The 23,014-nt window shown below is 67.2% G+C and carries 27 protein-coding genes; 9 read left to right on the top strand and 18 right to left on the bottom strand.

Annotated elements, in window-relative coordinates:
• Positions 1 to 67 precede the first annotated feature (67 nt).
• From rpoB to BUB76_RS05270, 4 genes are all read right to left on the bottom strand, one after another.
• Positions 68 to 4,219, bottom strand: coding sequence for a DNA-directed RNA polymerase subunit beta (rpoB, locus tag BUB76_RS05285; protein ID WP_073127477.1), 4,152 nt, complete (start codon positions 4,217 to 4,219; stop codon positions 68 to 70).
• A gap of 334 nt (positions 4,220 to 4,553) precedes the next feature.
• Complete coding sequence (rplL, locus tag BUB76_RS05280; RefSeq protein WP_073127475.1) at positions 4,554 to 4,934, bottom strand: 50S ribosomal protein L7/L12; 381 nt, start codon at positions 4,932 to 4,934, stop codon at positions 4,554 to 4,556.
• A 60-nt stretch (positions 4,935 to 4,994) separates the two neighbouring features.
• Positions 4,995 to 5,513, bottom strand: coding sequence for a 50S ribosomal protein L10 (gene rplJ / locus BUB76_RS05275; protein ID WP_073127473.1), 519 nt, complete (start codon positions 5,511 to 5,513; stop codon positions 4,995 to 4,997).
• A 291-nt stretch (positions 5,514 to 5,804) separates the two neighbouring features.
• Positions 5,805 to 7,331: an FAD-dependent oxidoreductase gene (locus tag BUB76_RS05270; protein ID WP_073127471.1), complete on the bottom strand. Its 1,527-nt coding sequence runs from the start codon at positions 7,329 to 7,331 to the stop codon at positions 5,805 to 5,807.
• Positions 7,332 to 7,581: 250 nt separating this feature from the next.
• Here BUB76_RS05270 and BUB76_RS05265 point away from each other — a divergent pair, with 250 nt between their 5' ends.
• Positions 7,582 to 8,367 carry an NYN domain-containing protein gene (locus tag BUB76_RS05265; protein ID WP_073127469.1) on the top strand — a complete coding sequence of 262 codons (786 nt, stop codon included), beginning with the start codon at positions 7,582 to 7,584 and terminating at the stop codon, positions 8,365 to 8,367.
• Positions 8,368 to 8,494: 127 nt separating this feature from the next.
• Here the strand turns inward: BUB76_RS05265 and rplA are convergent, their stop codons facing one another.
• The 4 genes from rplA to secE all read right to left on the bottom strand — a co-directional run bounded on the left by rplA (position 8,495) and on the right by secE (position 10,662).
• A complete protein-coding gene (gene rplA, locus BUB76_RS05260) occupies positions 8,495 to 9,196 on the bottom strand; it encodes a 50S ribosomal protein L1 (protein ID WP_073127467.1) in 702 nt (233 codons plus the stop codon).
• Complete coding sequence (rplK, locus tag BUB76_RS05255; protein ID WP_073127465.1) at positions 9,196 to 9,621, bottom strand: 50S ribosomal protein L11; 426 nt, start codon at positions 9,619 to 9,621, stop codon at positions 9,196 to 9,198. The genes rplA and rplK overlap by 1 nt, the downstream gene beginning before the upstream one ends.
• 137 nt (positions 9,622 to 9,758) lie before the next feature.
• Positions 9,759 to 10,292 (bottom strand): transcription termination/antitermination protein NusG, encoded by a 534-nt coding sequence (gene nusG / locus BUB76_RS05250; RefSeq protein WP_073127462.1) that lies wholly within the window; start codon positions 10,290 to 10,292, stop codon positions 9,759 to 9,761.
• A 169-nt stretch (positions 10,293 to 10,461) separates the two neighbouring features.
• Positions 10,462 to 10,662, bottom strand: coding sequence for a preprotein translocase subunit SecE (gene secE / locus BUB76_RS05245; protein WP_073127461.1), 201 nt, complete (start codon positions 10,660 to 10,662; stop codon positions 10,462 to 10,464).
• Between the two features lie 134 nt (positions 10,663 to 10,796).
• Between secE and BUB76_RS05240 the strand changes: the two genes are divergently transcribed.
• Entirely contained in the window at positions 10,797 to 11,150 is a 354-nt protein-coding gene (locus tag BUB76_RS05240) for a nuclear transport factor 2 family protein (RefSeq protein ID WP_073127459.1), read from the top strand.
• Here the strand turns inward: BUB76_RS05240 and BUB76_RS05235 are convergent.
• The 5 genes from BUB76_RS05235 to BUB76_RS05215 form a co-directional block, all read right to left on the bottom strand.
• On the bottom strand, positions 11,147 to 11,581 hold the full coding sequence (locus BUB76_RS05235; protein ID WP_139250778.1) for a hypothetical protein: 435 nt from the start codon (positions 11,579 to 11,581) through the stop codon (positions 11,147 to 11,149). The two genes, BUB76_RS05240 and BUB76_RS05235, sit on opposite strands and share 4 nt — an antisense overlap.
• Before the next feature lie 197 nt (positions 11,582 to 11,778).
• Positions 11,779 to 12,222, bottom strand: coding sequence for a YtoQ family protein (locus BUB76_RS05230; RefSeq protein WP_073127455.1), 444 nt, complete (start codon positions 12,220 to 12,222; stop codon positions 11,779 to 11,781).
• A complete protein-coding gene (locus BUB76_RS05225) occupies positions 12,219 to 13,181 on the bottom strand; it encodes an acetyl-CoA carboxylase carboxyltransferase subunit alpha (RefSeq protein ID WP_073127452.1) in 963 nt (320 codons plus the stop codon). The genes BUB76_RS05230 and BUB76_RS05225 overlap by 4 nt, the downstream gene beginning before the upstream one ends.
• A gap of 74 nt (positions 13,182 to 13,255) precedes the next feature.
• Positions 13,256 to 13,633, bottom strand: coding sequence for a VOC family protein (locus tag BUB76_RS05220; RefSeq protein ID WP_236737861.1), 378 nt, complete (start codon positions 13,631 to 13,633; stop codon positions 13,256 to 13,258).
• Positions 13,630 to 14,586 carry an L-malyl-CoA/beta-methylmalyl-CoA lyase gene (locus BUB76_RS05215; RefSeq protein WP_073127450.1) on the bottom strand — a complete coding sequence of 319 codons (957 nt, stop codon included), beginning with the start codon at positions 14,584 to 14,586 and terminating at the stop codon, positions 13,630 to 13,632. Before BUB76_RS05215 ends, BUB76_RS05220 begins: the two co-directional genes overlap by 4 nt.
• 143 nt (positions 14,587 to 14,729) lie before the next feature.
• Here BUB76_RS05215 and BUB76_RS05210 point away from each other — a divergent pair, with 143 nt between their 5' ends.
• Complete coding sequence (locus BUB76_RS05210) at positions 14,730 to 15,587, top strand: D-amino-acid transaminase (RefSeq protein ID WP_073127448.1); 858 nt, start codon at positions 14,730 to 14,732, stop codon at positions 15,585 to 15,587.
• Between the two features lie 24 nt (positions 15,588 to 15,611).
• Here BUB76_RS05210 and BUB76_RS17895 read toward each other — a convergent pair whose 3' ends face one another.
• Genes BUB76_RS17895 through BUB76_RS05195 form a run of 3 tightly spaced genes read right to left on the bottom strand, consistent with a single transcriptional unit; the run spans position 15,612 to position 16,773 of the window.
• Entirely contained in the window at positions 15,612 to 15,869 is a 258-nt protein-coding gene (locus BUB76_RS17895; RefSeq protein ID WP_175550267.1) for a hypothetical protein, read from the bottom strand.
• The gene (locus tag BUB76_RS17890) at positions 15,866 to 16,477 is read right to left on the bottom strand and encodes a DUF5671 domain-containing protein (RefSeq protein WP_073127444.1); all 612 of its coding nucleotides are present in this window, start codon (positions 16,475 to 16,477) and stop codon (positions 15,866 to 15,868) included. Before BUB76_RS17890 ends, BUB76_RS17895 begins: the two co-directional genes overlap by 4 nt.
• A complete protein-coding gene (locus BUB76_RS05195; protein ID WP_073127442.1) occupies positions 16,477 to 16,773 on the bottom strand; it encodes a DUF1244 domain-containing protein in 297 nt (98 codons plus the stop codon). The genes BUB76_RS17890 and BUB76_RS05195 overlap by 1 nt, the downstream gene beginning before the upstream one ends.
• 148 nt (positions 16,774 to 16,921) lie before the next feature.
• Between BUB76_RS05195 and pyk the strand changes: the two genes are divergently transcribed.
• The 4 genes from pyk (at position 16,922) to rplT (ending at position 19,329) form a co-directional block, all read left to right on the top strand.
• Positions 16,922 to 18,370, top strand: coding sequence for a pyruvate kinase (pyk, locus tag BUB76_RS05190; protein ID WP_073127440.1), 1,449 nt, complete (start codon positions 16,922 to 16,924; stop codon positions 18,368 to 18,370).
• A gap of 16 nt (positions 18,371 to 18,386) precedes the next feature.
• Positions 18,387 to 18,629, top strand: a complete 243-nt coding sequence (locus BUB76_RS05185; RefSeq protein ID WP_073127438.1) for a hypothetical protein — start codon at positions 18,387 to 18,389, stop codon at positions 18,627 to 18,629.
• A gap of 117 nt (positions 18,630 to 18,746) precedes the next feature.
• A complete protein-coding gene (gene rpmI, locus BUB76_RS05180; protein WP_073127436.1) occupies positions 18,747 to 18,947 on the top strand; it encodes a 50S ribosomal protein L35 in 201 nt (66 codons plus the stop codon).
• Positions 18,948 to 18,963: 16 nt separating this feature from the next.
• Complete coding sequence (gene rplT, locus BUB76_RS05175) at positions 18,964 to 19,329, top strand: 50S ribosomal protein L20 (RefSeq protein WP_073127434.1); 366 nt, start codon at positions 18,964 to 18,966, stop codon at positions 19,327 to 19,329.
• 104 nt (positions 19,330 to 19,433) lie between these two features.
• On the opposite strand, the gene BUB76_RS05170 is transcribed toward rplT, so the two are convergent.
• Both BUB76_RS05170 and BUB76_RS05165 read right to left on the bottom strand, forming a co-directional pair.
• Positions 19,434 to 20,372 (bottom strand): pirin family protein, encoded by a 939-nt coding sequence (locus BUB76_RS05170; protein ID WP_073127431.1) that lies wholly within the window; start codon positions 20,370 to 20,372, stop codon positions 19,434 to 19,436.
• A 356-nt stretch (positions 20,373 to 20,728) separates the two neighbouring features.
• Entirely contained in the window at positions 20,729 to 21,460 is a 732-nt protein-coding gene (locus BUB76_RS05165) for a dienelactone hydrolase family protein (RefSeq protein WP_236737860.1), read from the bottom strand.
• Positions 21,461 to 21,587: 127 nt separating this feature from the next.
• On the opposite strand from BUB76_RS05165, the gene pheS reads away from it, so the two are divergent.
• Positions 21,588 to 22,664 (top strand): phenylalanine--tRNA ligase subunit alpha, encoded by a 1,077-nt coding sequence (gene pheS / locus BUB76_RS05160; RefSeq protein WP_073127427.1) that lies wholly within the window; start codon positions 21,588 to 21,590, stop codon positions 22,662 to 22,664.
• A complete protein-coding gene (locus BUB76_RS05155) occupies positions 22,664 to 22,960 on the top strand; it encodes a YrhK family protein (protein WP_073127425.1) in 297 nt (98 codons plus the stop codon). The genes pheS and BUB76_RS05155 overlap by 1 nt, the downstream gene beginning before the upstream one ends.
• Positions 22,961 to 23,014: the final 54 nt, after the last annotated feature.

The raw sequence follows: 23,014 nt of genomic DNA, 5'->3' as shown, positions 1-23,014 counted from the left end.
GAGTTAGGGTGCGTCAGAGAGGGGAGTGAGGGACGATTCTTGGGGAAAGGATCGCCCCCGCCGCGGATCACTCCGCGTCTTCCTCCTCGTCCTCGGCATCCAGGAGTTCCATGTTCAGGCCGAGGCCGCGGACTTCCTTCACGAGAACGTTGAAGCTCTCGGGGACGCCCGCCTCGAAGTTGTCCTCGCCCTTGACGATGCTCTCGTAGACCTTGGTCCGGCCCGCCACGTCGTCGGATTTCACCGTCAGCATCTCCTGCAGGGTGTAGGCCGCGCCGTAGGCTTCCAGCGCCCAGACCTCCATCTCGCCGAAGCGCTGACCGCCGAACTGGGCCTTGCCGCCCAGCGGCTGCTGGGTGACCAGGCTGTAGGGTCCGGTCGACCGCGCGTGGATCTTGTCGTCCACCAGGTGGTGCAGCTTCAGCAGGTACTTGATCCCCACCGTCACCTTCCGGCTGAACGCCTCGCCCGTGCGGCCGTCGAACAGCAGCGACTGGCCCGAGGTGTCGAAGCCGGCACGCGCCAGGCTGTCGTTCACGTCGGCCTCTTTCGCGCCGTCGAAGACCGGCGTGGCGATCGGAACACCGCGGGTGACGTTGCCGGCCATTTCCAGCAGCGCGTCATCTTCGGCGCCCTCGATGCCCTCGGCGAAGACGTCGTCGCCATAGGCGATCTTCATCGCGTCGCGCACCGGGGTCATGTCACCGTTGCGGCGATAATCGTCCAGCGCCTCGTCCACCTTCAGACCCAGACCGCGTGCGGCCCAGCCCATGTGGGTTTCGAGGATCTGACCCACGTTCATGCGCGACGGCACGCCCAGCGGGTTCAGGACGAAGTCGACCGGCGTGCCATCGGCGAGGAACGGCATGTCCTCCATCGGCACCACCTTCGAGATCACGCCCTTGTTGCCATGACGGCCGGCCATCTTGTCGCCCGGCTGAAGCTTGCGCTTCACCGCGACGAAGACCTTGACCATCTTCATCACGCCCGGCGGCAGGTCGTCGCCACGACGCACCTTCTCGACCTTGTCCTCGAAACGGGCGTCGAGCGCGCGCTTCTGCGCCTCGTACTGCTCGTTCAGGGCTTCCATGATCTTGGCGTCGTCCTCGTCCTCGAGGGCGAGCTGCCACCACTGGCCGCGGCTCAGCTGGTCATCCAGCAGCGCCTCGTCGATCTTGGTGTTCGCCTTGACGCCCTTGGGGCCCTTCACGGCGGTCTTGCCCAGGATCAGCTCGCGCAGGCGGGCATAGATGTTGCGGTCCAGGATCGCCAGCTCGTCGTCGCGGTCGCGCGACAGGCGATCGATCTCTTCCCGCTCGATCTGCAGGGCCCGCTCGTCCTTCTCCACGCCGTGGCGGTTGAAGACGCGAACTTCCACGACCGTGCCATAGTCACCCGGGGGCAGACGCAGCGAGGTGTCGCGCACGTCGCTGGCCTTTTCGCCGAAGATGGCGCGCAGGAGTTTCTCCTCGGGCGTCATCGGGCTTTCGCCCTTGGGCGTGATCTTACCCACAAGGATATCCGCAGGCCCGACCTCGGCGCCGATATAGACGATGCCGGCCTCGTCGAGGTTGCGCAGCGCCTCTTCGCCCACGTTCGGGATGTCGCGGGTGATCTCTTCCGGTCCCAGCTTGGTGTCACGGGCGGCGACCTCGAACTCCTCGATATGGATCGAGGTGAAGACGTCGTCGCGGGTGATCCGCTCGGAAATCAGGATGGAGTCCTCGTAGTTATAGCCGTTCCACGGCATGAACGCGACGACCACGTTCTTGCCCAGGGCCAGCTCGCCCAGGTCGGTCGACGGGCCGTCGGCGATGACTTCGCCCTTGCCGACGCTGTCGCCCACCTTCACCAGCGGACGCTGGTTGATGCAGGTGTTCTGGTTCGACCGCTGGAACTTGCGCAGGCGGTAGATATCCACACCGGCGTCGCCCAGCTCCAGGTCCTCGGTGGCCCGGATCACGATACGCTGGGCATCGACCTGGTCGATGACCCCGCCGCGCCGCGCCATGATCGCGGCGCCCGAATCGCGGGCGACGATTTCCTCGATCCCGGTGCCGACCAGCGGCGCCTCGGCCCGCAGAAGCGGAACCGCCTGGCGCTGCATGTTCGACCCCATCAGGGCGCGGTTGGCGTCGTCGTTCTCGAGGAACGGGATCAGCGAGGCGGCGACCGACACCAGCTGCTTGGGCGACACGTCGATCAGGTCGACATTCTCGACCGGGGCCAGCGTGTAGTCGCCCGACTGGCGGGTGTTCACCATCTCGTTCACGAACTTGCCGCCGTCATCCAGCGTCGCGTTGGCCTGCGCCACGGTGTGGCGCATTTCCTCGGTGGCGGACATGTAGTGAACCTCGTCGGTCACCTGCCCGTCCTTCACCACGCGATAGGGCGTCTCGATGAAGCCGTACTTGTTCACGCGGGCGAAGGTCGCCAGCGAGTTGATCAGGCCGATGTTCGGACCTTCGGGCGTTTCGATCGGGCACATCCGGCCATAGTGGGTCGGGTGCACGTCGCGCACCTCGAAGCCGGCACGCTCGCGCGTCAGGCCGCCCGGTCCAAGGGCCGACAGGCGGCGCTTGTGGGTGACTTCCGACAGCGGGTTGGTCTGGTCCATGAACTGCGACAGCTGCGACGAGCCGAAGAACTCGCGCACGGCGGCGGCCGCGGGCTTCGCGTTGATCAGGTCCTGCGGCATGACGGTGTCGATTTCGACCGACGACATGCGCTCCTTGATGGCGCGTTCCATGCGCAGCAGGCCGACGCGGTACTGGTTTTCCATCAACTCGCCGACCGAGCGCACCCGGCGGTTGCCCAGGTGGTCGATGTCGTCGATGTCCCCGCGGCCGTCGCGCAGGTCCACCAGCGCCTTGATGCAGGCGACGATGTCCTCGCGGCGCAGGGTGCGCTGCGTGTCCTCGGCGTCGAGATTCAGGCGCATGTTCATCTTCACCCGGCCCACGGCGCTGAGGTCATAGCGCTCGGCGTCGAAGAACAGGGTGTCGAACAGGGTGCTGGCGGCCTCGACGGTGGGCGGCTCGCCCGGGCGCATGACGCGGTAGATGTCCATCAGCGCGGTGTCACGGTTCAGGTTCTTGTCCTGCGCCATCGTGTTGCGCATGTACGGGCCGACCGTGACGTTGTCGATGTCCAGCACCGGGATGTCGGTGATGCCGGCCTCGATCAGCTCGTGCAGGGTGCCGCCGGTGACTGCGCCGTCCTTGTCCGTCTCCCAGGTGAGCTCGTCACCCGCCTCGACGTAGATCGCGCCGGTTTCCTCGTTGATGATGTCGCGCGCGACGAAGCGGCCGACGATCTGGTCGAACGGCAGCAGAAGCTGGGTCACTTCGCCTTCGTCGATCAGCTTCTTCACGGCGCGCGGGGTCACCTTCTTGCCCGCCTCGGCGATCACCTCGCCCGACTTGGCGTCGACCAGGTCATAGGCGGGACGCGTGCCGCGCACGCGCTCGGGGAAGAACTTGGTCACCCAGCCCTTGTTCTTCTCGAGCTTGAAGTCGACGGTATCGTAATACGCGTCCATGATCGCTTCCTGGTCGAGCCCCAGGGCATAGAGAAGCGTCGTCACCGGCAGCTTGCGGCGACGGTCGATGCGCGCGTAGACGAGATCCTTGGCGTCGAACTCGAAGTCCAGCCACGAGCCGCGATAGGGAATGATGCGGCAGGCGAACAGCAGCTTGCCCGAGCTGTGGGTCTTGCCCTTGTCGTGGTCGAAGAAGACGCCGGGCGAACGGTGCATCTGCGACACGATGACGCGCTCGGTCCCGTTCACCACGAAGGTGCCGTTCGGCGTCATCAGGGGCATGTCGCCCATGAACACGTCCTGCTCCTTGATGTCCTTGACGGACTTGGCGCCGGTATCCTCGTCCACATCGAACACGATCAGGCGCAGGGTCACCTTCAGCGGCGCGCTGTAGGTCATGTCGCGCTGCTGGCATTCCTCGACGTCGTATTTCGGCTTTTCCAGCTCGTACTTGACGAATTCCAGGACGGCCGTCTCGTTGAAGTCCTTGATCGGAAAGACCGACTGGAACACGCCCTTGATGCCTTCGCCGTCCATCGGCTCGAGCTGGTCGCCCGACTTCAGGAAGAGATCATAGCTGGATTTCTGAACCTCGATGAGGTTCGGCATTTCCAGGACTTCCCGGATCTTGCCGTAATATTTACGAAGCCGCTTCTGGCCAAGGTAGCTGGATGCCATGGGGGTATCACCTTTGCTTTTCGTGGGCGGCACGACCCTTGGGGCGGGGCCGCGCGTCCTGACGAAACGGGGGCAGTGGATCCATACCTGGCGACCGTCCCACCGGTCGCCGCCCGATCCCTTGCCGCACCTGAGAGAGGGTCACGGGCCACCATGGCCCTCTCTGAGACGCGGAAGGCTGGCCCCGAAAACGGGACCAGCCGGTTTGTTTCGCGGGCCCTTGCGCGACATCGCAGCCCTGAAGGTTCCGATGCCGCCCTGGCCGCGCGCGCGCCCCGGGCAACGCGCGCCCCGGATCAGGTCCGGGGGCCGCGCCGCGCCGCGGGCGCGTCGATCACTTGAGCTCGATCTCGGCGCCAGCTGCTTCCAGCTTGCCCTTGATCTCTTCGGCTTCGGCTTTGTCGACGCCTTCCTTGACGGGCTTGCCGCCGGCTTCGACCAGTTCCTTGGCCTCTTTCAGGCCCAGGCCGGTGATGGCGCGGACTTCCTTGATCACGTTGATCTTCTGAGCGCCGGCGCTCTTCAGGATCACGTCGAATTCGGTCTGCTCTTCTTCGGCGGCGCCACCGGCGTCGCCAGCAGGGCCGGCCATCATCACGGCGCCGCCAGCGGCGGGCTCGATGCCGTATTCATCCTTCAGGATGGTTTTCAGTTCCTGGGCCTCGAGAAGGGTCAGACCCACGATCTCTTCGGCAAGTTTCTTCAGATCAGCCATTTGATTGGTTCCGTTCGTTTAGATGTGTTCCAGCGATCCGGGTTCAAGACCCGGACGGGATCAGGCCGCCTCGGCCCGCTCCTCGATGGTCGACAGGATGCTTGCGATGTTCGAAGCAGGCGCGCCAATGGCCCCCGCGATGTTGGATGCGGGCGCGCCGATGCAGCCCACGATGGAAGCGATAAGCTCCTCGCGGCTGGGCATCTTCGCAACCGCCGCCACACCGGCGCGGTCCAACGCGTTCTCGCCCATGGCACCGCCCAGGATCTCGAATTTCGAGTTATCCTTGGCGTAGTCCTCGGCCACCTTGGCCGCAGCCACGGGGTCCTCGGAATAGGACAGAACGGTCATGCCCGTCAGAAGGTCGGCCAACGAAGCGTTCGGCTTTCCCTCAAGGGCGATCTTGGCGAGCTTGTTCTTGGCAACGCGGACGGACCCGCCCGCTTCACGCATACGCGCGCGCAGGTCCTGCATCTCGGCAACCGTGAGGCCCGTGTAGTGGGCAACCACTACGACGCCAGAGCTTTCGAAGATCTGGCCGAGTTCCTCGACCACTTTCTCTTTCTGGGCTCTATCCACAGTTTCACTCCAAGTTTGGAGGGCAACCCCTCCGGCTCGTTCAGCCGGACTGTTGTTCAGCCCGACCATGCGGTCCGAACGGGTCGTCACATCCCCAAACCGGCACCGATCGCGGGGCCGATAAAAAAATGTCTCTTCCCGTCTCGGGCAGGAATTACGTGCCGGGCTGGCCCGGCGCACCCACCGTCTCGGACGAATGCGAACCCCCGCGCGAATCGCACGGGGGAACGACAGGAGCCTATTAGGCCGTTCGCGCCGGATTGCCAACCCGACCCAGCCAGTTTTCGCCGCTCAGGCGTCCGCAACCGGGCCGGTGCCCGCCATCTCGAGCGTCAGCTTCGTCAGGTCGTCGTCGAAGCCCAGCGCCAGCACGGCCGCCTTGCGCCCGCCCGTCACGTATTCGACCTGGAAACTGTCGCCATCGGGCGCGCCGCGCGCGTCGTCCCAGGACTCGGCATGGCCGGTATAGCTGTAGGATCCGTTCGGCTGCTGCATCGACCAGAAGAACGGCGTGCCCGCATAGCGCGCGCCCTGCCCCAGCATGTTGCGCGCCGCCAGCTCGCCCAGCTCCTGCGCGAAGCGCCAGTGCTCGATCCGCACGTCGCCCCAGGGCGTGGGCAGCTGCGCGATGTCGCCCGCGGCATAGATATCCTCGACACCCGCCACGGCCAGCTTGTCATCCACGCCGATGCCGCCGTCCTGAAGCGTCTCGAACGGCAGCCACTCGGTCCGCGGCTTGGCCCCGATGGCCACGATCGCGATGTCGCACGGGATGCTGTCGCCCCCCTCGGTCTCGAGCGCCTCGACCCGGCGCGACCCGGCAAAGCCGGTGACCCTGGTCTCCGTCCGCATCTCGATGCCCGCCTCGCGGTGTTCGGACAGCAGCCGGTCGCCGAAGGCATCGCCGAACAGCTTGGCCAGCGGGCGCGCCTCGGGCGTGACCACAGTGACCTCGACACCGTCGCGCTTGTTCAGGTTGGTCGCGGCTTCGAGCCCGATGAAACCCGCCCCGACGATGGCCACCCGCACCGGCCCCGCCTTGGCGCGGCTCTCGATATCCTCGCGCAGGGCGTCGGCGTCGGCCATGCCCCGGATCATGTGGATGCCTTCCAGATCGGCGCCCGGCACGTCCAGCTTGCGCGGGTCGCAGCCCGTGGCGATCAGCAGCGCGTCGTAGTCCAGCGACACGCCCCCGTCGAGGTTCACGGTCTTCAGCGCCGGCGTGATGCCGGTCGCCCGGCCCTTCACCACCTCGATGCCCAGCTTGGCGACGGTGCTTTCGTCGCGCAGGGCAGGCGTCTCGCCGCTGTTGAGGTATCCCTTGGAGAACCCCGTGCGGTCCAGCGGCACGGGCCCCTCGTCGGTCACCACGTTGATGGTCCCCTCGAACCCCTCGCGGCGCAGGGTCTCGGCGGCGCGCCAGCCGGCGGCGCCGGAGCCCAGGATGACGAAGCGGCGCGGGTCGTCGCCGCGGCCCGCATGGGCAGGCAGCGGGTGTTCCGGCTGATCGGGCTCGACGGTGACATACACGTCCTCGCCGTCCACCCGCACCGGATAGCTGGCGATGGACTCGCAGGCCGGGGGCGCCAGCAGGTCGCCGCTTTCCAGGTCGAACATCGCGCGGTGGGCGGGGCAGATCAGCTTGCCGTCCTTCACCGCACCCATCTTCAGCGGCACGCCCTTGTGGGGGCAGGTCGCGGCAACGGCGAAGACGCTGCTGGCCTGTCGGACCAGCACGACCTTGCGGTCGCCGACGGCGACCTCGGTCGGATCGTTCTCGGGCAGGTCGGACAGGGTGGCGGCGCGATGTTCGGTCATGGGGCACTCCTTCTGGGCAGCCCCGCGGCTTCCCGCGGGCGGGTTCATTGGATCTTGGCCCACCAACACCCGACCCGCCGGATTGATCCCCCCGGACACCGGGCCGCAATGTCGCAAGCGCTGCGCGACGGCGACGCCGCTGCCGGGGCAAGCCCACCGGTCGCGGCGCCGACCGACCCTGAGCCGCCCGCGGTTTCCGACATCATCCTGACATCCTTGTCCGATACGCCCTCGGAAACGCGAGGACATCATGACGAACGAGACCAACCAGACGCTGGCGCTGCTGATCGACGGCGACAACGCCTCGCCCAAGATCGTGGACGGGTTGCTGGCGGAGATCGCGAACTACGGAACCGCAAGCGTGAAGCGGATCTATGGCGACTGGACCAGACCGGAGCTCACCGGCTGGAAGGACTGCCTGCTCGAACACTCGATCCAGCCGGTTCAGCAGTTCGCATACACCACGGGCAAGAACGCGACGGATGGTGCGATGATAATCGATGCCATGGACCTGCTCTACACGGGGCGTTTCACCGGGTTCTGCATCGTCTCCAGTGACAGTGACTTCGCACGCCTGGCCGCCCGCGTGCGGGAGCAGGGCCTGATCGTCTACGGCTTCGGGGAACGCAAGACGCCGCGCCCGTTCATCACGGCTTGCGACAAGTTCGTCTATTTCGACGTTCTGGATGCAAATGATCCCGACCAGTCAAAGCCGAAGGAGAGCACCGCCAAAATCCTGTCGCCGGCCTTCATTCCGTCTGCCCCCAGAAACGCCGGGCTCGACGAGACGGCTATCGACATGCTGTCCAAGGCCATCGCCGCCACGGCCGGGGAGGACGGCCAGGCAAACCTTGCGAGGGTCGGGGCGCATCTCGCCAATCAGGCCCCCGACTTCGACGCTCGCAACTTCGGATTTCCACGTCTGACAGACCTGGTCGAAGCGTCAGGCATCGCAGACGTCAAACGTGCCGGAGAGCATCCGACGGTCGTGCATGTGCGCCTCAGAAACGGCCGCGAGGTGGCGCGCAGGGCTTAGAACACCCGTCCTCGCGCCGCTTTGCGCCGAGATGGCTTTCGGACGTCCCCCATAGACAAAGGGGCGCGCCCGGTGCCGGACGCGCCCCCCTTGTTTCCTCGACCGCCGCGGAGCGGCCGGATCGGTATCAGTCGTTGCCGGTGGCCGACACGACGTCCACGGTCACGCCGGGGCCCATGCTCGAGCTCAGGGCGACCTGCTTCATGTAGGTGCCCTTGGCGCCGGCCGGCTTGGCCTTGCCCACGGCATCGACGAAGGCGCGCAGGTTGGCGGCCAGGGCCGACTCGTCGAACGACGCCTTGCCGATGCCCGCGTGCACGACGCCGGCCTTCTCGGCCTTGAACTGGACCTGTCCGCCCTTGGCGGCCTCGACGGCCTCCTTGACGTCCATGGTCACCGTGCCGACCTTGGGGTTCGGCATCAGGTTGCGCGGGCCCAGGATCTTACCCAGGCGGCCCACGATGGGCATCATGTCGGGGGTGGCGATGCAGCGGTCGAAGTTGATGTTGCCGGCCTGAACCTGCTCCATCAGATCCTCGGCGCCGACCACGTCGGCCCCGGCGGCCTGGGCTTCCTCGGCCTTGGGACCACGGGCGAAGACGGCGACGCGCACGTCCTTGCCGGTGCCCGCGGGCAGGGTGACCGTGCCGCGGACCATCTGGTCGGCGTGGCGCGGGTCGACGCCCAGGTTCATGGCGATCTCGATGGTCTCGTCGAACTTGGCGGTGGCGTGCGCCTTCACCAGCTTGACGGCCTCGTCCACCGACAGGTTTTCCTTGCCGGCGAAAGCTTCCTTCTGCGCCTGGCGCTTCTTGCTGATCTTGGCCATTACTTCACCTCGATGCCCATGGAGGACGCGGAGCCCAGGATGATCTTCATCGCGCCCTCGACCGAGGTCGCGTTCAGGTCCTTCATCTTCGCTTCGGCGATCTCGCGGACCTGCTTGACGGTCACGGTGCCCACGGTCTCGCGCGACGGGGTCTTGGCGCCCGACTGGATCTTGGCGGCCTTCTTCAGGTAGTACGACGCCGGCGGCGTCTTGATGTCCATCGTGAAGGACTTGTCCTGGTAGTAGGTGATCACGGTGGGGCACGGCGCGCCGGGCTCCATGTCCTGCGTCTTGGCGTTGAACGCCTTGCAGAATTCCATGATGTTGATGCCGCGCTGACCCAGCGCGGGGCCGACGGGGGGCGAGGGGTTCGCTTTGCCCGCAGGCACTTGCAGCTTCATGCTGCCGACCTTCTTCTTGGCCATGGTGGCCTCCTTTCAATCGCGGCGGGGATGCTCCCCACCCTACAATCGCCCCTCAGACGGGGCATCTTGCCGTGGTTCGCCGCGCGCCCAAGGCCCGCAAGCTCCCACGTCGACGCGGCCGGGGTGACCCGGCCTGCTCAGACCTCTTTCGAGACCTGAGTGTACTCCAGCTCGACCGGCGTGGCGCGACCGAAGATCGAGACGCTGACCTTCAGACGCTGGTTGGCGTCGTCCACGTCCTCGACCATGCCGTCGAAGCCCTCGAACGGGCCGTCGGTGACCTTCACCTTCTCGCCGGTCTCGAAGCTGATCTCGATGCGCGGGGCGTCCTCGCCTTCCTGCACGCGGCCCAGGATCGCCTCGACCTCGGCGTCGCGCATGGGCATCGGGCGGCCCTGGGGGCCGAGGAAGCCGGTCACGCGGTTGATCGAGTTGATCAGGTGATAGGTGTGGTCGGCCAATTCCATGTGCACCAGCACGTAGCCGGGCATGAACCGCCGCTCGGTGGTCACTTTCTTGCCGCGCCGGATCTCGATCACCTCTTCGGTGGGCACCAGCACCTCGTCGATCTCGTCCTCGAGCCCCTTGTCGGCGACTTCCGACCGGATCTGCTCGGCGATCTTCTTCTCGAAGTTCGACAGGACGCTCACGGAATACCAGCGTTTCGCCATCTGAGACCTTGCCTTCGCATCTATCGTTGCACTTGATCCCGCGTATCGGCGCGGGCGCCCGGATAAAAAAGCGGCGTGCAACTCGAATCAGGTGCACGCCAGCATTTCCGGGATTTTCGGTCGTCTAACCGCCTCGGGCGCGGAACGCAAGCCTGCCGCGGCGGGTGGCTCAGCCGACACTGTTCAGCAGCAACTGCAGCCCCGAGCGGATCAGGAAATCCACGAAAAAGAAGAACACCGCCGTCAGCGACGCCATGATGAACACCATCACGGTGGTCAGAAGCACCTCGCGCCGGGTCGGCCAGACGACCTTGGCGATCTCGGCGCGGGTCTGCTGGATGAACTGGAACGGGTTGGTCTTGGCGGCCATTGGGCAGCTCCTCTCGGGTGTCGGGCATCAGATACGGGCTCGGGCCGCCCAGATCAAGCACCGCCGCGCCCCGGTCTTGCCAAGCGGCCGTCGCGCGGCGAAGACTGGAGCCCGGGCAGACCGACGAGGGCAGGATGGGCGCAGAAGACGCCGCGCGCGCGACACTCGAACAGTTCATCGACGCCACGGCGCGCCGGGACCTGTCCCTGATGCGATCCCTGTTCCACGCCGATGCCGCGTTCTCCGGCCGGCTGGGCCAGCGCGAGGTCGTGGGCAGCATCTATCCGTTCTTCGATCACCTGGCCCAGAACGAGGTCTACTCGACCTACGCCGCGCGGATCGTTGCGCTGTCGGCCGCGCCCGGCTGCGCCGGTGCCCGGCTCGAGCAGCGCGAGCTTTTCGGCGCCACCTGGGACACGTTCCTGCACCTGCGCGACGGGCCGGAGGGCTGGCAGATCACCGCGATGCTCTCCTGCCCGCGCGCCTAGCGAAAGCCTGACCCGTCCCACCGGAGCTGTATTGTCGCATAGCCGCTGGCGGCGGCGCCCGTGGCGTTGATGACCGGCGGCGTGCCGGACTCGATCCACACATTCTCGACCGAAAGGCCCTGATGCTTCGGTCGCAGCAGGTCGCCCTCGCGCACGAAGATCGTGTAGGCGCAGGCCGCCGCGCCGCAGAATCGTGACCGGCCGATCCCGCCCCGGCAGGACAGATGGTGGTCGAAGAGGATGAGGTCGGCGCGGCCGTCGCCGGTCAGGTCCCGCTCGATGATGCCCGCCGGGCCGAAGGGTCCGGCCCCACCGGCGCAGGCTTCGGCGATCCGTTCGCGCACCAGGTAACTGGCGGCGTTGGAGCTTTGGGCGGAGACCGCCTGGGCCATGCCGGCCAACACCGTGACGGCGATCAGAATGCGTTTCATCGAGCGGCCCCAGGCTGACTGGAACCGCCCGAGGGTGATGCGCCCGGCATCCACCGGTCAAGGCATTCTGGCTGGCCGCCCTCCGACAGTCGAAATTAGGCGCACCGGTGCCCGGGCCGCGCCCTGCACCCTGCATCACTGGTCTTCAAATACTCGATCCGACGATCCGCCAGGGGCGCGACGACGCCCGGGCGCGCCTAGCCCGGCAGCTTGCCTGTCAGCACGTAGCGCAGGCAGTCGACCACCTGCTCGGGGGTCTCGCAGACCGCGTTGGCGGCGGCGTCGACCTCTTTCAACGCGTGGGCGTGGTCGGGGCCGTGCAGGATGATCAGCGACTTGCCCAGCGCCGCGGCATAGCCCGCGTCGAAGGCGGCGTTCCACTGCTTGTACTGGTCGCCGAACCGCACGACGACCACGTCGGCGGACTCGATCCCCATGCGGGTGCGGATGGCGTTCAGCGACGCGCCCTTGCGGTCGTGCCAGAACTTCTTGTCCTCGGGTCCCATGATGGCCACGCCGCAATCGTCGCTGGCCGCGTGATCGGTGACGGGCGCCGAGAACGTGACCCCGAGACCGTCCGCCCCGCTTTCGATCCGCTCGCGCCAGTCGGTGTGGATTTCGCCGCTCAGGTAGACCTTCATGCCGCCAGCCCCTTGTCGCCCATGTTCACGTATTTCTGCCGCCGCTCGGCGCGCAGCCCGTCGCGGTCCAGCCCGCTCAGCTCGTCCAGCATCTGGCCGATGGCCTGCCCGACCGACTCGACGGCCGCGCGCAGGTCACGCTGCGCGCCGCCCTGTGGCTCAGAGATGATGCGATCGATGACGCCCAGCTTCTTCAGGTCCTGCGCGGTCAGGCGCAGCGCCTCGGCGGCCTCGCGCATCTTGTCGGCGTCCTTCCACAGGATCGACGCGCAGCCCTCGGGCGAGATCACCGAGTAGACCGAGTGTTCCAGCATCGCGATGCGGTTGGCGGTGGCGAAGGCGACCGCGCCGCCCGAGCCGCCCTCGCCGATGATGACGCTGACCAGCGGCACGCCCAGCCCCAGGCATGCCTGGGTCGAGCGGGCGATGGCCTCGGACTGGCCGCGTTCCTCGGCGCCCTTGCCGGGATAGGCGCCGGGCGTGTCGATCAGGGTGACCACCGGCAGGCCGAAGCGGTCGGCCATCTCCATCAGGCGGATCGCCTTGCGATAGCCCTCGGGCCGCGCCATGCCGAAATTCCGCTCGAGCCGCGACTTGGTGTCGTTGCCCTTCTCGTGGCCGATCACCATCACCGGCCGCCCGTCCAGTCGCGCAAGCCCGCCCATCACGGCGTGGTCGTCGGCGAAGTTGCGGTCGCCCGCCAGCGGCGTGAACTCGGTGAACAGGGTGCGGATATAGTCGATGCAGTGCGGCCGGGCCGGGTGCCGCGCCACCTGGCATTTCCGCCAGGGCGTCAGGTTCTTGTAGAGATCGTCCAGCAGCTTGGCCGCCTTCTGGTCCAGCGCCTGGGCCTGCTCCTCCATGTCCGCGCCGTCCTCCTGCCGGGACATGTTGCGCAGTTCTTCTGCCTTGCCCTCGATCTCGGCCAGGGATTTTTCGAAGTCCAGGTAATGGGTCATCGGCGCTCTCCTTGGGCCTTCAATTGGAACGCAAAGCGCGAATGGTCAAGCAGGGCGCCGGGTGACGGGCGCGTTCAGGCCGGCGCGATCAGGTCCCACCGGTTGCCCCACGGGTCGCGGAACACGGCGACGCGGCCATAGGGCTCATTGCGCGGATCCTCCTCGAAGGTGCCGCCGGCGGCGGTGATGGCGGCGCGGTCGGCGTCGAAATCGCGGCTGTGCAGGAAGAAGCCGACGCGGCCACCCGCCTGCTGACCGATGGCCCCGGCCTGCGGGCCCTCGGCGCGCGCCAGCAGCAGGCTGGCCCCGCCGCCGGGCGGCGCGACGACCACCCAGCGCTTGCGGCCCTGGTCCTCGTCCGTCACCAGGTCGAAGCCGATGGCGGTGAAGAACGCGATGCCGGCGTCGTAGTCGGGCACCAGCAGCGCCACCAGCGGCAGGGACAGGCTCACCCCGCGATCATCTCGGACTGGCGCACGATGACCTCGGCCTGCCGGATCGAGGCGAGGTCGACCAGGCGCCCCTTGTAAACGGCGGCACCCTGCCCGGTGCGCTTGGCCTCTTCCATGGCCTCGAGGATCTCGCGCGCCTCGCGCACCGCGTCGTCCGAAGGGGTGAAGACCTCGTTGGCCAGCGCCACCTGCTTGGGGTGGATGGCCCATTTGCCGACCATGCCCAGCGTGGCGGACCGCAGGGCCTGCGCCCGGAACCCCTCGTCGTCGCTGAAATCGCCGAAGGGCCCGTCCACCGGCAGCACCCCGTGGGTGCGGCAGGCCGCGACGATCGCCGCCTGCGCCCAGTGCCACGGGTCCGACCAGTATTTCTGACCCTCGCGGTGCATGTAGTAGTTTTCCTGCGTGCCGCCGATCCCGGTGGTCGCCATCCCCATGGAGGCCGCGAAATCCGCGGCGCCGAGGCTCATGGCCTGAAGGCGCGGGCTGGCGGCGGCGATCTCCTCGACATGGGCGATGCCGGCCGCGGTCTCGATGATGACCTCAAGCGCGACGGGCTTGGTGCGGCCCTTAGCGGCCTCGACCGCCGTGACCAGCGCGTCCACCGCGTAGATGTCGGCGGCGTTGCCGACCTTGGGGATCATGAACTGGTCGATCCGGTCTCCGGCCTGCTCGAGGATGTCGACGATGTCGCGGTACCAGTAGGGCGTGTCCAGCCCGTTGATCCGCACGCACAGATGTTTGGTGCCCCAGTCGATATCGCCGATGGCCTGGATGATGTTCTTCCGCGCCTCGGCCTTGTCGTCGGGGCTGACGCTGTCCTCGAGGTCCAGGTTGATGACGTCGGCGTCGGACTGGGCCATCTTCTCGAAGATCGCCGGGCGCGAGCCGGGGCCGAACAGCTGGCAACGGTTGGGTCGGGCGGGCGGCTGGGGCTGGATACGGAAGGACATGGCGCGGTCTCGCAATATTGTGTCTGATACGTTGCCTGAACGGTTAGATTATTGCGCGCAATGCTGCAACCGCGAAAAGGGTGCCGCTTGACAGCACGCCCGCCCTGCCCGATGGGACGATCAACAGCCCAAGGAGCCAGCCCATGTCGCGCACCGTCTACGTCAACGGCGAATTCGTCCCCGAAGCGGACGCCAAGGTGTCCGTTTTCGACCGCGGCTTCCTGTTCGCCGACGGTGTCTACGAGGTGACCAGCGTGCTGGGCGGCAAGATCCTGGATTTCGCCGGCCACGCCGCGCGGCTGGAACGGTCGCTGGCCGAGCTGGACATGCCGATGCCCATGGGCGCGGACGAACTGCTCGACATCCATCGCAAGCTGGTGGCCGACAACGGGCTGGATGACGGGCTGATCTACCTGCAGATCACGCGCGGCGCGGCGGATCGCGATTTCGCGTATCCCGATGCCCAGACGCCCCAGACGGTCGTGCTGTTCACGCAGGAAAAGCCGGGCCTCGCGGACGCGCCCATGGCGAAGCAGGGGATGAAGATCATCTCGATCCCCGACGAACGCTGGGGCCGCCGCGACATCAAGACGGTGCAGCTGCTCTACCCGTCCATGGGCAAGATGATGGCCAAGGCCGCGGGCGCCCATGACGCCTGGATGGTCGAGGACGGGCACGTGACCGAGGGCACGTCGAACAACGCCTACATCGTCAAGGACGGCACCATCATCACGCGGCACCTGGGCAACGAGATTCTGCACGGGATCACCCGCGCCGCCGTGCTGCGCTTCGCCCGCGAGGCGCAGATGCGCGTCGAGGAACGGTCCTTCACGCTGGAGGAGGCGGCCGCGGCCGACGAGGCCTTCATCACCTCGGCCTCGACCTTCGTCATGCCGGTGGTCGAGCTTGATGGCGCGCCCATCGGCGATGGCACGCCCGGCCCGGTGGCCGCGCGCCTGCGCGAGATCTACCTGGACGAGTCGCGCAAGGCCGCCGTCTAACCCCGGTCATTCAGCGAATATCGGTCAGTCCCGGAACTCGGGGCTGGTCAGGATGGTACGCGCCTTGCGCCGCACCTGCAGGTAGGGCGTGCCGTCCACCATCAGGATATGCAGCGCCGCGGCCTGCGCCGTGGTCAAAGCGCCGGGCGCGACGTCGATGCCGTAGCGCGACAGGCGATCGGCGACCGACCGTGCCAGCTGCGGTGACGGATCCGCCGATAGCGGTGCCGACAGGGTCAATGCCACCGCCAGCACCGCGCCAGTTGCAAATGATCGCCTCATGCCTCTTCCTCTGTCTGCGCCGGGGCGTCCTCGGCCAGGTCCGCGCGGTAGTAAAACCCGACCGCCGCCGCCGCGATGCCCACCGCCAGCGCCTTCAGCGCCACCTCGGCCCCCAGCCCGCCGCCAAGCAGCAGCGCCAGGACCGCCACCAGGTCGGCCAGGATCACGATCGACGCGCAGAACAGTGCCGCGTAGGCACAGATCTTGCGCATGGGACTGTCGCGGTCGGACCCGCGCGCCCGCCGATCCAGCGCCACGAAGACCGGTGCAAACACCGCCAACGCGGCAATCCGCCATTCGGCGCGCAAGCGCCCTGTGTCGCGCAACGCCCACTCGATCGCCTCGAACGCCAGCGACACGGCGTTCACCACCACGACCACCAGCGCGACGAAGGTCAGGCCGTAAAGAAAAGCGTCGCGCCCCGATACGAAAGGCTGCGGGCGCGGGACGGGCGGCAGGAAATCGCTCCGGTGATAGGCTCCGAGCGCCCGGTCGATATCGCGTCCGGGCCAGCCTGCCGCCCGCAGGGCCGATGCGATGTCGGCCCGGTCGCGCCCGGCCGAAAGGGCCGCGTGCACGAACCGGTCCAGCTCGGCCCGGCGTCCCATCAGTGGCCGGCGCCGGCCTTTTCAAAGTCGGCCTTCTGCGCGTCGGTCGCCTCGGTCTGGTACATGTCGCGCCACACGTCGTAGGGCATGCCGTAGAAGGCCTCGCGCGCGGCGTCCTTGGTCATGGCGATATCGCGCTTCTCGGCCTCTTCCTGGTACCAGCGGGCCAGGCAGTTGCGGCAGAAGCCGGCCATGTTCATCAGGTCGATATTCTGCACGTCGGTCCGTTCGCTCAGGTGCTGGCGCAGGCGGCGGAACGCGGCGGCTTCGAGTTCGGTTCTGGTCGATTGATCCAAGATTGTCCCCTTTTCTTCTTGATTGGATGCTCGGCATTTAAGCTGGGGAGCCTCCCGTGACCCGTCAACCCCGCGCCGCCGGTTGCGGGCCTGCGGGAAAGCCGCCATAACCGGGTCAACCTGTCCGACGCTAACGGAGACTTCCGCCATGAGACGCCTGCGCAAGATCAAGATCGTCGCGACGCTGGGCCCCGCTTCAAGCGACTACGACACGATCCGCGCGCTCTTCGAAGCCGGCGCCGACGTGTTCCGCCTGAACATGAGCCACGGCGAACATTCAGACATCGCCGAGCGGCACAGCATCATCCGCCAGATCGAGAAGGACACCGGCCGGCCGATCGCTATCCTCGCCGACCTCCAGGGTCCCAAGCTGCGCGTGGGCGTCTTCGCCAACGGCCAGGAGGAACTGAGCGAGGGCCAGGACTTCCGGCTGGACCTGGACGATACGCCCGGCGACGCCACCCGCGTGCAACTGCCCCATACCGAGATCTTCGAGGCGCTCGAGGACGGCGCGACCCTGCTGGTCAACGACGGCAAGATCCGCCTGAAGGTCAAGGATTTCGGCAAGGACTACGCCAATTGCGTGGTGACCGTCGGCGGCACGATCTCGAACCGCAAGGGCGTGAACGTCCCCGATGTCGAGCTGCCGCTGGCCGCGCTGTCGGAAAAGGACCGCAAGGACCTGGATTTCGTGGCCGATCTCGGCGTCGACTGGCTGGCGCTGAGCTTCGTGCAGCGGCCCGCCGACGTGGAAGAGGCCCGCACGCTGGCCCGGGGCCGCGCCGCCGTTCTTTCCAAGATCGAAAAGCCCTCGGCGGTGAAGAACTTCGACGCGATCCTCGAGGCGTCGGACGGGATCATGGTGGCGCGCGGCGACCTGGGCGTGGAACTGCCGGTGCAGAACGTCCCGCCGATCCAGAAGCGTCTCGTGCGCAAGTGCCGCGCCGCCGCCAAGCCGGTGATCGTGGCCACGCAGATGCTCGAGTCGATGATCGATTCGCCCATGCCCACCCGGGCCGAGGTCTCGGACGTGGCCGCCGCCATCTACGAGGGCGCGGATGCCGTCATGCTGTCGGCCGAATCCGCCGCCGGCAGCTACCCGATCGAGGCCGTGAGCACGATGAACAACGTCGCGGTCGAGGTCGAAAGCGACCCGACCTACCGCGATGTCATCAACGCCAGCCGCGGCGGTGACAAGCAGACCGTGGCCGACGCCATCGTGTCGGCCGCGCGCGAGATCGCGGAAACCACGGACATCCAGGCCATCTGCTGCTTCTCGCAATCGGGCACCACGGCATCGCTCGTCGCACGGGAACGCCCGCAGGTTCCGATTCTCGGCCTCACGCCGGTCATGCGCACCGCCCGCCGGCTGTGCCTGACCTGGGGTATCCACTGCGTCCCCACGGGCGAGGTCGGCCGCTTCAAGGAAGCCGTGCTGAACGCCGTCGCCGCCGCCAAGTCGGAAGGCTTCGCCACCGAGAAGGACCAGATAGTCGTCACCGCCGGTGTGCCCTTCGGGCAGGCGGGCACCACCAACATCCTGCGCGTCGCGCCGTGCGACGACCGCCTCATCTACCCGCAGGACCAGAACGACTGACCGGGCGGGCCGCGTCGTGGACGGGCTGATCGACATGCATCCCGAAACGGCCGTGATCGTCGGGCTGTTCGTGGCGCTGCTGGCGCTGCCTTCGTGGCTGTCGGCGCGGGTGGACGCGCGCCGGCCGGTCCTTGCGCTGACCCTGGCGCTGGCGGGCGGCGGGCTGGCCTGGTGGGGCGCGGGCCGTCTGCCCGGCGGGCTCCAACCCGCCGAACTGCCCGACATGCTGTTCCGGGTAATCGGACGACTGCTGAACTGACCTTCGCCCCCTTGCCAAGCTGCCGGCGCTTGCCTATACGCCGCGCTCCAACCGGCGCGACCGGCCGAAAGGCATGCCGAGTCGCGTCGTCACCGCCCTAACGGACAGGAGACGGAAATGCCGAAGATGAAAACGAAGTCGAGCGCCAAGAAGCGCTTCAAGGTGACCGCGACCGGCAAGGTCGTCGGTGGCCAGGCCGGCAAGCGGCACGGCATGATCAAGCGGTCGAAGAAATTCATCCGCGATGCGCGCGGGACCCAGGTCCTGAGCGAGCCCGATCAGAAGCTGATCAAATCCTACATGCCCTACGCCCGCTAATCAGGAGGTCTGACCCATGGCACGCGTTAAAGGTGGGACCACGACCCACGCCCGTCACAAGAAAATCACCAAGGCCGCCAAAGGCTATTACGGCCGTCGCAAGAACGTCTTCAAGACGGCGACCCAGGCCGTCGACAAGGCCAACCAGTACGCCACCCGCGACCGCAAGAACCGCAAGCGCAACTTCCGCGCCCTGTGGATCCAGCGGATCAACGCCGCGGTGCGCCTGAACGACGAGACGATGACCTACTCGCGCTTCATCAACGGCCTGTCGCTGGCCGGCATCGAGGTCGACCGCAAGGTTCTGGCCGACCTGGCCGTTCACGAGCCCGAGGCGTTCTCGGCCATCGTCGACCAGGCCAAGGGCGCCCTGGCCGCCTGAGCCACGATCGCGTCACGGCGTGAGAATTCGAAACGCCCCCGCAGGTTGCTGCGGGGGCGTTTTTTATTCCCGGCCACCGGGGGCTTCCCCGCCCGGAAGCGGGCTTAACGCTCCGGCAGCGGGATGAACTCCGCATCGTCGCCCGGGGGCAGGTGGAAACGGCCGTTCTGCCAATCCCCGGCGCGCCAGGCTTCCTTGGCCTCCTCGATCCGCTCCTTCGACGAGGCCACGAAGTTCCACCAGATATATCGCGGCCCTTCCAGGGTCTCGCCGCCAAGCAGCATCACCCGCGCGCCGCCGGGCCCCGCCCTCACCGACACGCGGTCACCGGGCCGGAAGACCATCATGCGGCCGGCTTCGAATGTCTCGCCGGCGACGATGACCTCGCCTTCGACGACGTAGATGCCGCGGTCCTCGTGGTTGTCGGGCAGGGGAATCGCGGCGCCGGCCGCAAGAACGGCATCGGCATAGAACATCTCGGACGCCGTCTTCACGGGGGCCTGTTCGCCCCAGGCGTTCCCCAGGATCAGCCGAACCGATTTCCCCTCGCCCTCCAGCACGGGCAGCGCGTCGGCCGCGGCGTGCTCGAACTCGGGCGCCCTGTCCTCGTGGTCCTTCGGCAGGGCGACCCAGGTCTGGATGCCGAAAAAGGGCATCGGGTCGACCTGCGTGCTGTCGTCGGTGCGCTCGGAATGGGTGATGCCCTGCCCCGCGACCATCCAGTTGACCGCCCCCGGCTCGATCCAGGCATCGGTGCCCAGGCTGTCGCGGTGATGCATGCGCCCGCGGAACAGGTACGAGATCGTCGCCAGGCCGATATGGGGGTGCGGGCGGACATCCATGCCGCGCGTGGGCAGAAACTCGGCGGGGCCCATCTGGTCGAAGAAGATGAAGGGCCCGACCATCTGGCGGCGTGGGGCGGGCAAGGCGCGCCGCACCTCGAAACCGCCCAGATCCCGCGCGCGCGGCACGATGACGGTCTCGATGGCGTCCACCTCGTCTCCGGTGGGGCAGTGGGGATCAAGGGCAGGGTTCCAGCTCATCGGCTCTCTCCACGTTCTGTGATGAGGGATACTTAACCGTTACCAGACGCGCAGTAAGTCGGATTTCGGCGCATAAGATACGCAAAAACGCACACCGCAGGACCCGCCTGCATCGGCACCCCGAGCGTGCCTAGCCTGCACTGCGGTCCGAGGCGGCATCCCGGCAAAGAAACTGATTGGGATGCGACACCGATCCGTCTCGGCGGCCGGGTCGCGTCGGTGCGCGACGACGCCGCCGGATACCGAAGCCTAGCCGCTCGGGATCCGCTTGTCACATGCTGGCGCGGGGGGCGTCCCGCGAAAAGGGATCGAGGGGCCGCCTGCACAGCGGCCCCTCGCAACACGCGGGCTAACGGTTAGCTTGCGACTTCACCAAGGAAGTCGCTGAAGGCTTCCCAGCTCTCGGTGTCCGCGCGTTCCTGGTAGCGGTCCGAGCCGATGACGGTGAAGGCGTGCGGCGCGCCGGAATAGACCTCGACCGTGAAGGTGTTGCCGGCCTCGTTCAGCGTGTCGGTGAACTCCGCCACGTCGTCCATGGTGATCGAGGTGTCGGCCGCGCCGTGCGCCACGAGGATCGGCGGTTCGTCCCCGTCCCAGCTCTGCCCTTCGGGCGTGCCCAGCCCGCCGTGGAAGGTGGCATAGCCCACCGCCTCGTCGGCCATGTCGGACCGCGCCATTTCCAGCGTCACGGCGCCGCCGAAGCAGTAGCCGATCACGACCAGCGGCGTGTCCGAGCCGTTCGCGCGGGCCTGCTCCAGCCCCGCCTCGATCAGCATCCGCATCCGCTCGCGGTCCTCGTACAGCGCACCGGTGGCCGCGCGGCGGTGATCCACCGTCTCGGTCGGGGTCTCGTCGCCGAACATGTCCAGCGCGAAGGCGTCGTAGCCCATGCCGGCCAGCATGTCGGCGCGCTGCCGTTCGTAATCGGTCATGCCGTCCCAGTCGTGCACGATCAGCACCGTGCCCTGCGGGTTCTCGGCCTTGGCCATGTACCCGGTGAAGCTTTCGCCATCGACCTCGTAGGTCACGTCCTCGGCCAGCGCGGGGCTGGCAAGCAGGGCGCATCCAAGCGCCAGACGGGTCATCATCATCGGTATCCTCCATGATTGCTGTGGGGCGGAACATAGGACCGGCCCCTGCGGCGCCCACGGCTTGCGCGCATCCGCGACAGCCTGTAGCACCCGGACCGACCCTGAAACGCCCCGGGATGCCCCCATGACCGACCTGCGCGACAAATATCTCGCCCGCATCAACGACGCCTCGGAAGAGGCCGCGCTGGAACAGGTGCGGCTGGACGCCATCGGCAAGAAGGGCGAGGTGAGCCTCGCCATGCGGTCCCTGGGCAAGATGACGCCCGAGGAACGCCAGGTCGAAGGCCCGCGCCTCAACGCCCTGAAGGACGAGATCACGTCGGCCATCGCCGCCAAGAAGGCCGCGCTGGAAGACGCCGCGCTCGAGGAACGGCTGAGCCGCGAATGGCTGGACGTCACCCTGCCCGCCCGCGGCGGCGCCGGCGGACCGGCCCGCGGGTCGATCCACCCGATCAGCCAGGTCTGGGAGGAATGCACCACCATCTTCGGCGACATGGGCTTCACCATGGCCGAGGGCCCGCAGGTGGAATCGGACTGGTACAATTTCGGTGCGCTGAACATCCCCGACTACCACCCGGCCCGGGAAGAGCAGGACACGTTCTACATGCACCGGGGCGAAGGCGACGACCGCCCGGCCCACGTGCTGCGCACCCAGACCAGCCCGGTGCAGATCCGGTCCATGGAAGAACACGGCGCGCCCCTCCGCGTCATCTGCCCCGGCCGCGTCTACCGCGCAGATTACGACCAGACGCACACCCCCATGTTCCACCAGATCGAAGGCCTCGCCATCGACCGCGACCTGAGCATGGCAAATCTGAAATGGGTGCTCGAGGAATTCTTCACCGCCTATTTCGGCCGCACCGTGAAGACCCGCTTCCGCGCGTCGCACTTCCCGTTCACCGAACCGTCGGCCGAGGTCGACATCCAGTGCAGCTTCGAAGGCGGCACCGTGAAGGTGGGCGAAGGCGATGGCTGGCTCGAGGTCCTGGGCTCGGGCATGGTGCATCCCAAGGTGCTGCAGGCCGGCGGCGTCGACCCCGACCAGTGGCAGGGCTTCGCCTTCGGCATGGGGATCGACCGCATGGCGATGCTGAAATACGGCATCCCCGACCTGCGTGCGTTCTTCGACAGCGACCTGCGCTGGCTGCGCCACTACGGCTTCTCGGCGTTGCAGGTGCCCACCCTGCGCGGCGGGGCTTGATGCGGCCCACGGACCTGTTCCGACACGAGACCCGCCAGCAAAGCGAGCGGACGAAACGCATCTACGCCTGGTTCGAGCTGGCGCATACCTGCGTCGATTTCCTCGCCGCGATGTTCTTCCTCGTAGGCTCGGTCCTGTTCTTCTGGACGGCCACCGAGACGCTCGCGATCTGGCTGTTCATGGTCGGCTCGGTCCTGTTCGGGGTCAAGCCCACGCTGAAGGTGATCCGCGAGGTGCGGATGCTGCGGGTTGGCGACATGTCGGACCTGGCCGACCGGGAAGACAACGAGCCCTGAGCCCCCCGGGGGCCTTGCGAAATCCGGTCGCATGGCAGGGCCGCCGTCGCCACC

The organism is Palleronia salina, assembly GCF_900141995.1.
GTDB classification, from domain to species: Bacteria; Pseudomonadota; Alphaproteobacteria; order Rhodobacterales; family Rhodobacteraceae; genus Palleronia; species Palleronia salina.
This window is presented reverse-complemented; position numbering and strand designations above follow the sequence as displayed.

Excerpts from the sequence above, each read along its gene's own strand:
- BUB76_RS05155 (WP_073127425.1), top strand. The coding sequence starts at position 22,664 with ATGCGGCCCACGGACCTGTTCCGACACGAGACCCGCCAGCAAAGCGAG.
- rplA (WP_073127467.1), bottom strand. The coding sequence starts at position 9,196 with ATGGCCAAGATCAGCAAGAAGCGCCAGGCGCAGAAGGAAGCTTTCGCC.
- rplK (WP_073127465.1), bottom strand. The coding sequence starts at position 9,621 with ATGGCCAAGAAGAAGGTCGGCAGCATGAAGCTGCAAGTGCCTGCGGGC.
- BUB76_RS17890 (WP_073127444.1), bottom strand. The coding sequence starts at position 16,477 with ATGGGACGCCGGGCCGAGCTGGACCGGTTCGTGCACGCGGCCCTTTCG.
- pyk (WP_073127440.1), top strand. The coding sequence starts at position 16,922 with ATGAGACGCCTGCGCAAGATCAAGATCGTCGCGACGCTGGGCCCCGCT.
- rplT (WP_073127434.1), top strand. The coding sequence starts at position 18,964 with ATGGCACGCGTTAAAGGTGGGACCACGACCCACGCCCGTCACAAGAAA.
- rpmI (WP_073127436.1), top strand. The coding sequence starts at position 18,747 with ATGCCGAAGATGAAAACGAAGTCGAGCGCCAAGAAGCGCTTCAAGGTG.
- BUB76_RS05210 (WP_073127448.1), top strand. The coding sequence starts at position 14,730 with ATGTCGCGCACCGTCTACGTCAACGGCGAATTCGTCCCCGAAGCGGAC.
- nusG (WP_073127462.1), bottom strand. The coding sequence starts at position 10,292 with ATGGCGAAACGCTGGTATTCCGTGAGCGTCCTGTCGAACTTCGAGAAG.
- secE (WP_073127461.1), bottom strand. The coding sequence starts at position 10,662 with ATGGCCGCCAAGACCAACCCGTTCCAGTTCATCCAGCAGACCCGCGCC.
- BUB76_RS05165 (WP_236737860.1), bottom strand. The coding sequence starts at position 21,460 with ATGATGACCCGTCTGGCGCTTGGATGCGCCCTGCTTGCCAGCCCCGCG.
- rplL (WP_073127475.1), bottom strand. The coding sequence starts at position 4,934 with ATGGCTGATCTGAAGAAACTTGCCGAAGAGATCGTGGGTCTGACCCTT.
- BUB76_RS05230 (WP_073127455.1), bottom strand. The coding sequence starts at position 12,222 with ATGAAGGTCTACCTGAGCGGCGAAATCCACACCGACTGGCGCGAGCGG.
- BUB76_RS05225 (WP_073127452.1), bottom strand. The coding sequence starts at position 13,181 with ATGACCCATTACCTGGACTTCGAAAAATCCCTGGCCGAGATCGAGGGC.
- BUB76_RS17895 (WP_175550267.1), bottom strand. The coding sequence starts at position 15,869 with ATGAGGCGATCATTTGCAACTGGCGCGGTGCTGGCGGTGGCATTGACC.
- BUB76_RS05265 (WP_073127469.1), top strand. The coding sequence starts at position 7,582 with ATGACGAACGAGACCAACCAGACGCTGGCGCTGCTGATCGACGGCGAC.
- BUB76_RS05235 (WP_139250778.1), bottom strand. The coding sequence starts at position 11,581 with ATGAAACGCATTCTGATCGCCGTCACGGTGTTGGCCGGCATGGCCCAG.
- BUB76_RS05240 (WP_073127459.1), top strand. The coding sequence starts at position 10,797 with ATGGGCGCAGAAGACGCCGCGCGCGCGACACTCGAACAGTTCATCGAC.
- BUB76_RS05170 (WP_073127431.1), bottom strand. The coding sequence starts at position 20,372 with ATGAGCTGGAACCCTGCCCTTGATCCCCACTGCCCCACCGGAGACGAG.
- BUB76_RS05270 (WP_073127471.1), bottom strand. The coding sequence starts at position 7,331 with ATGACCGAACATCGCGCCGCCACCCTGTCCGACCTGCCCGAGAACGAT.
- pheS (WP_073127427.1), top strand. The coding sequence starts at position 21,588 with ATGACCGACCTGCGCGACAAATATCTCGCCCGCATCAACGACGCCTCG.
- rpoB (WP_073127477.1), bottom strand. The coding sequence starts at position 4,219 with ATGGCATCCAGCTACCTTGGCCAGAAGCGGCTTCGTAAATATTACGGC.
- BUB76_RS05215 (WP_073127450.1), bottom strand. The coding sequence starts at position 14,586 with ATGTCCTTCCGTATCCAGCCCCAGCCGCCCGCCCGACCCAACCGTTGC.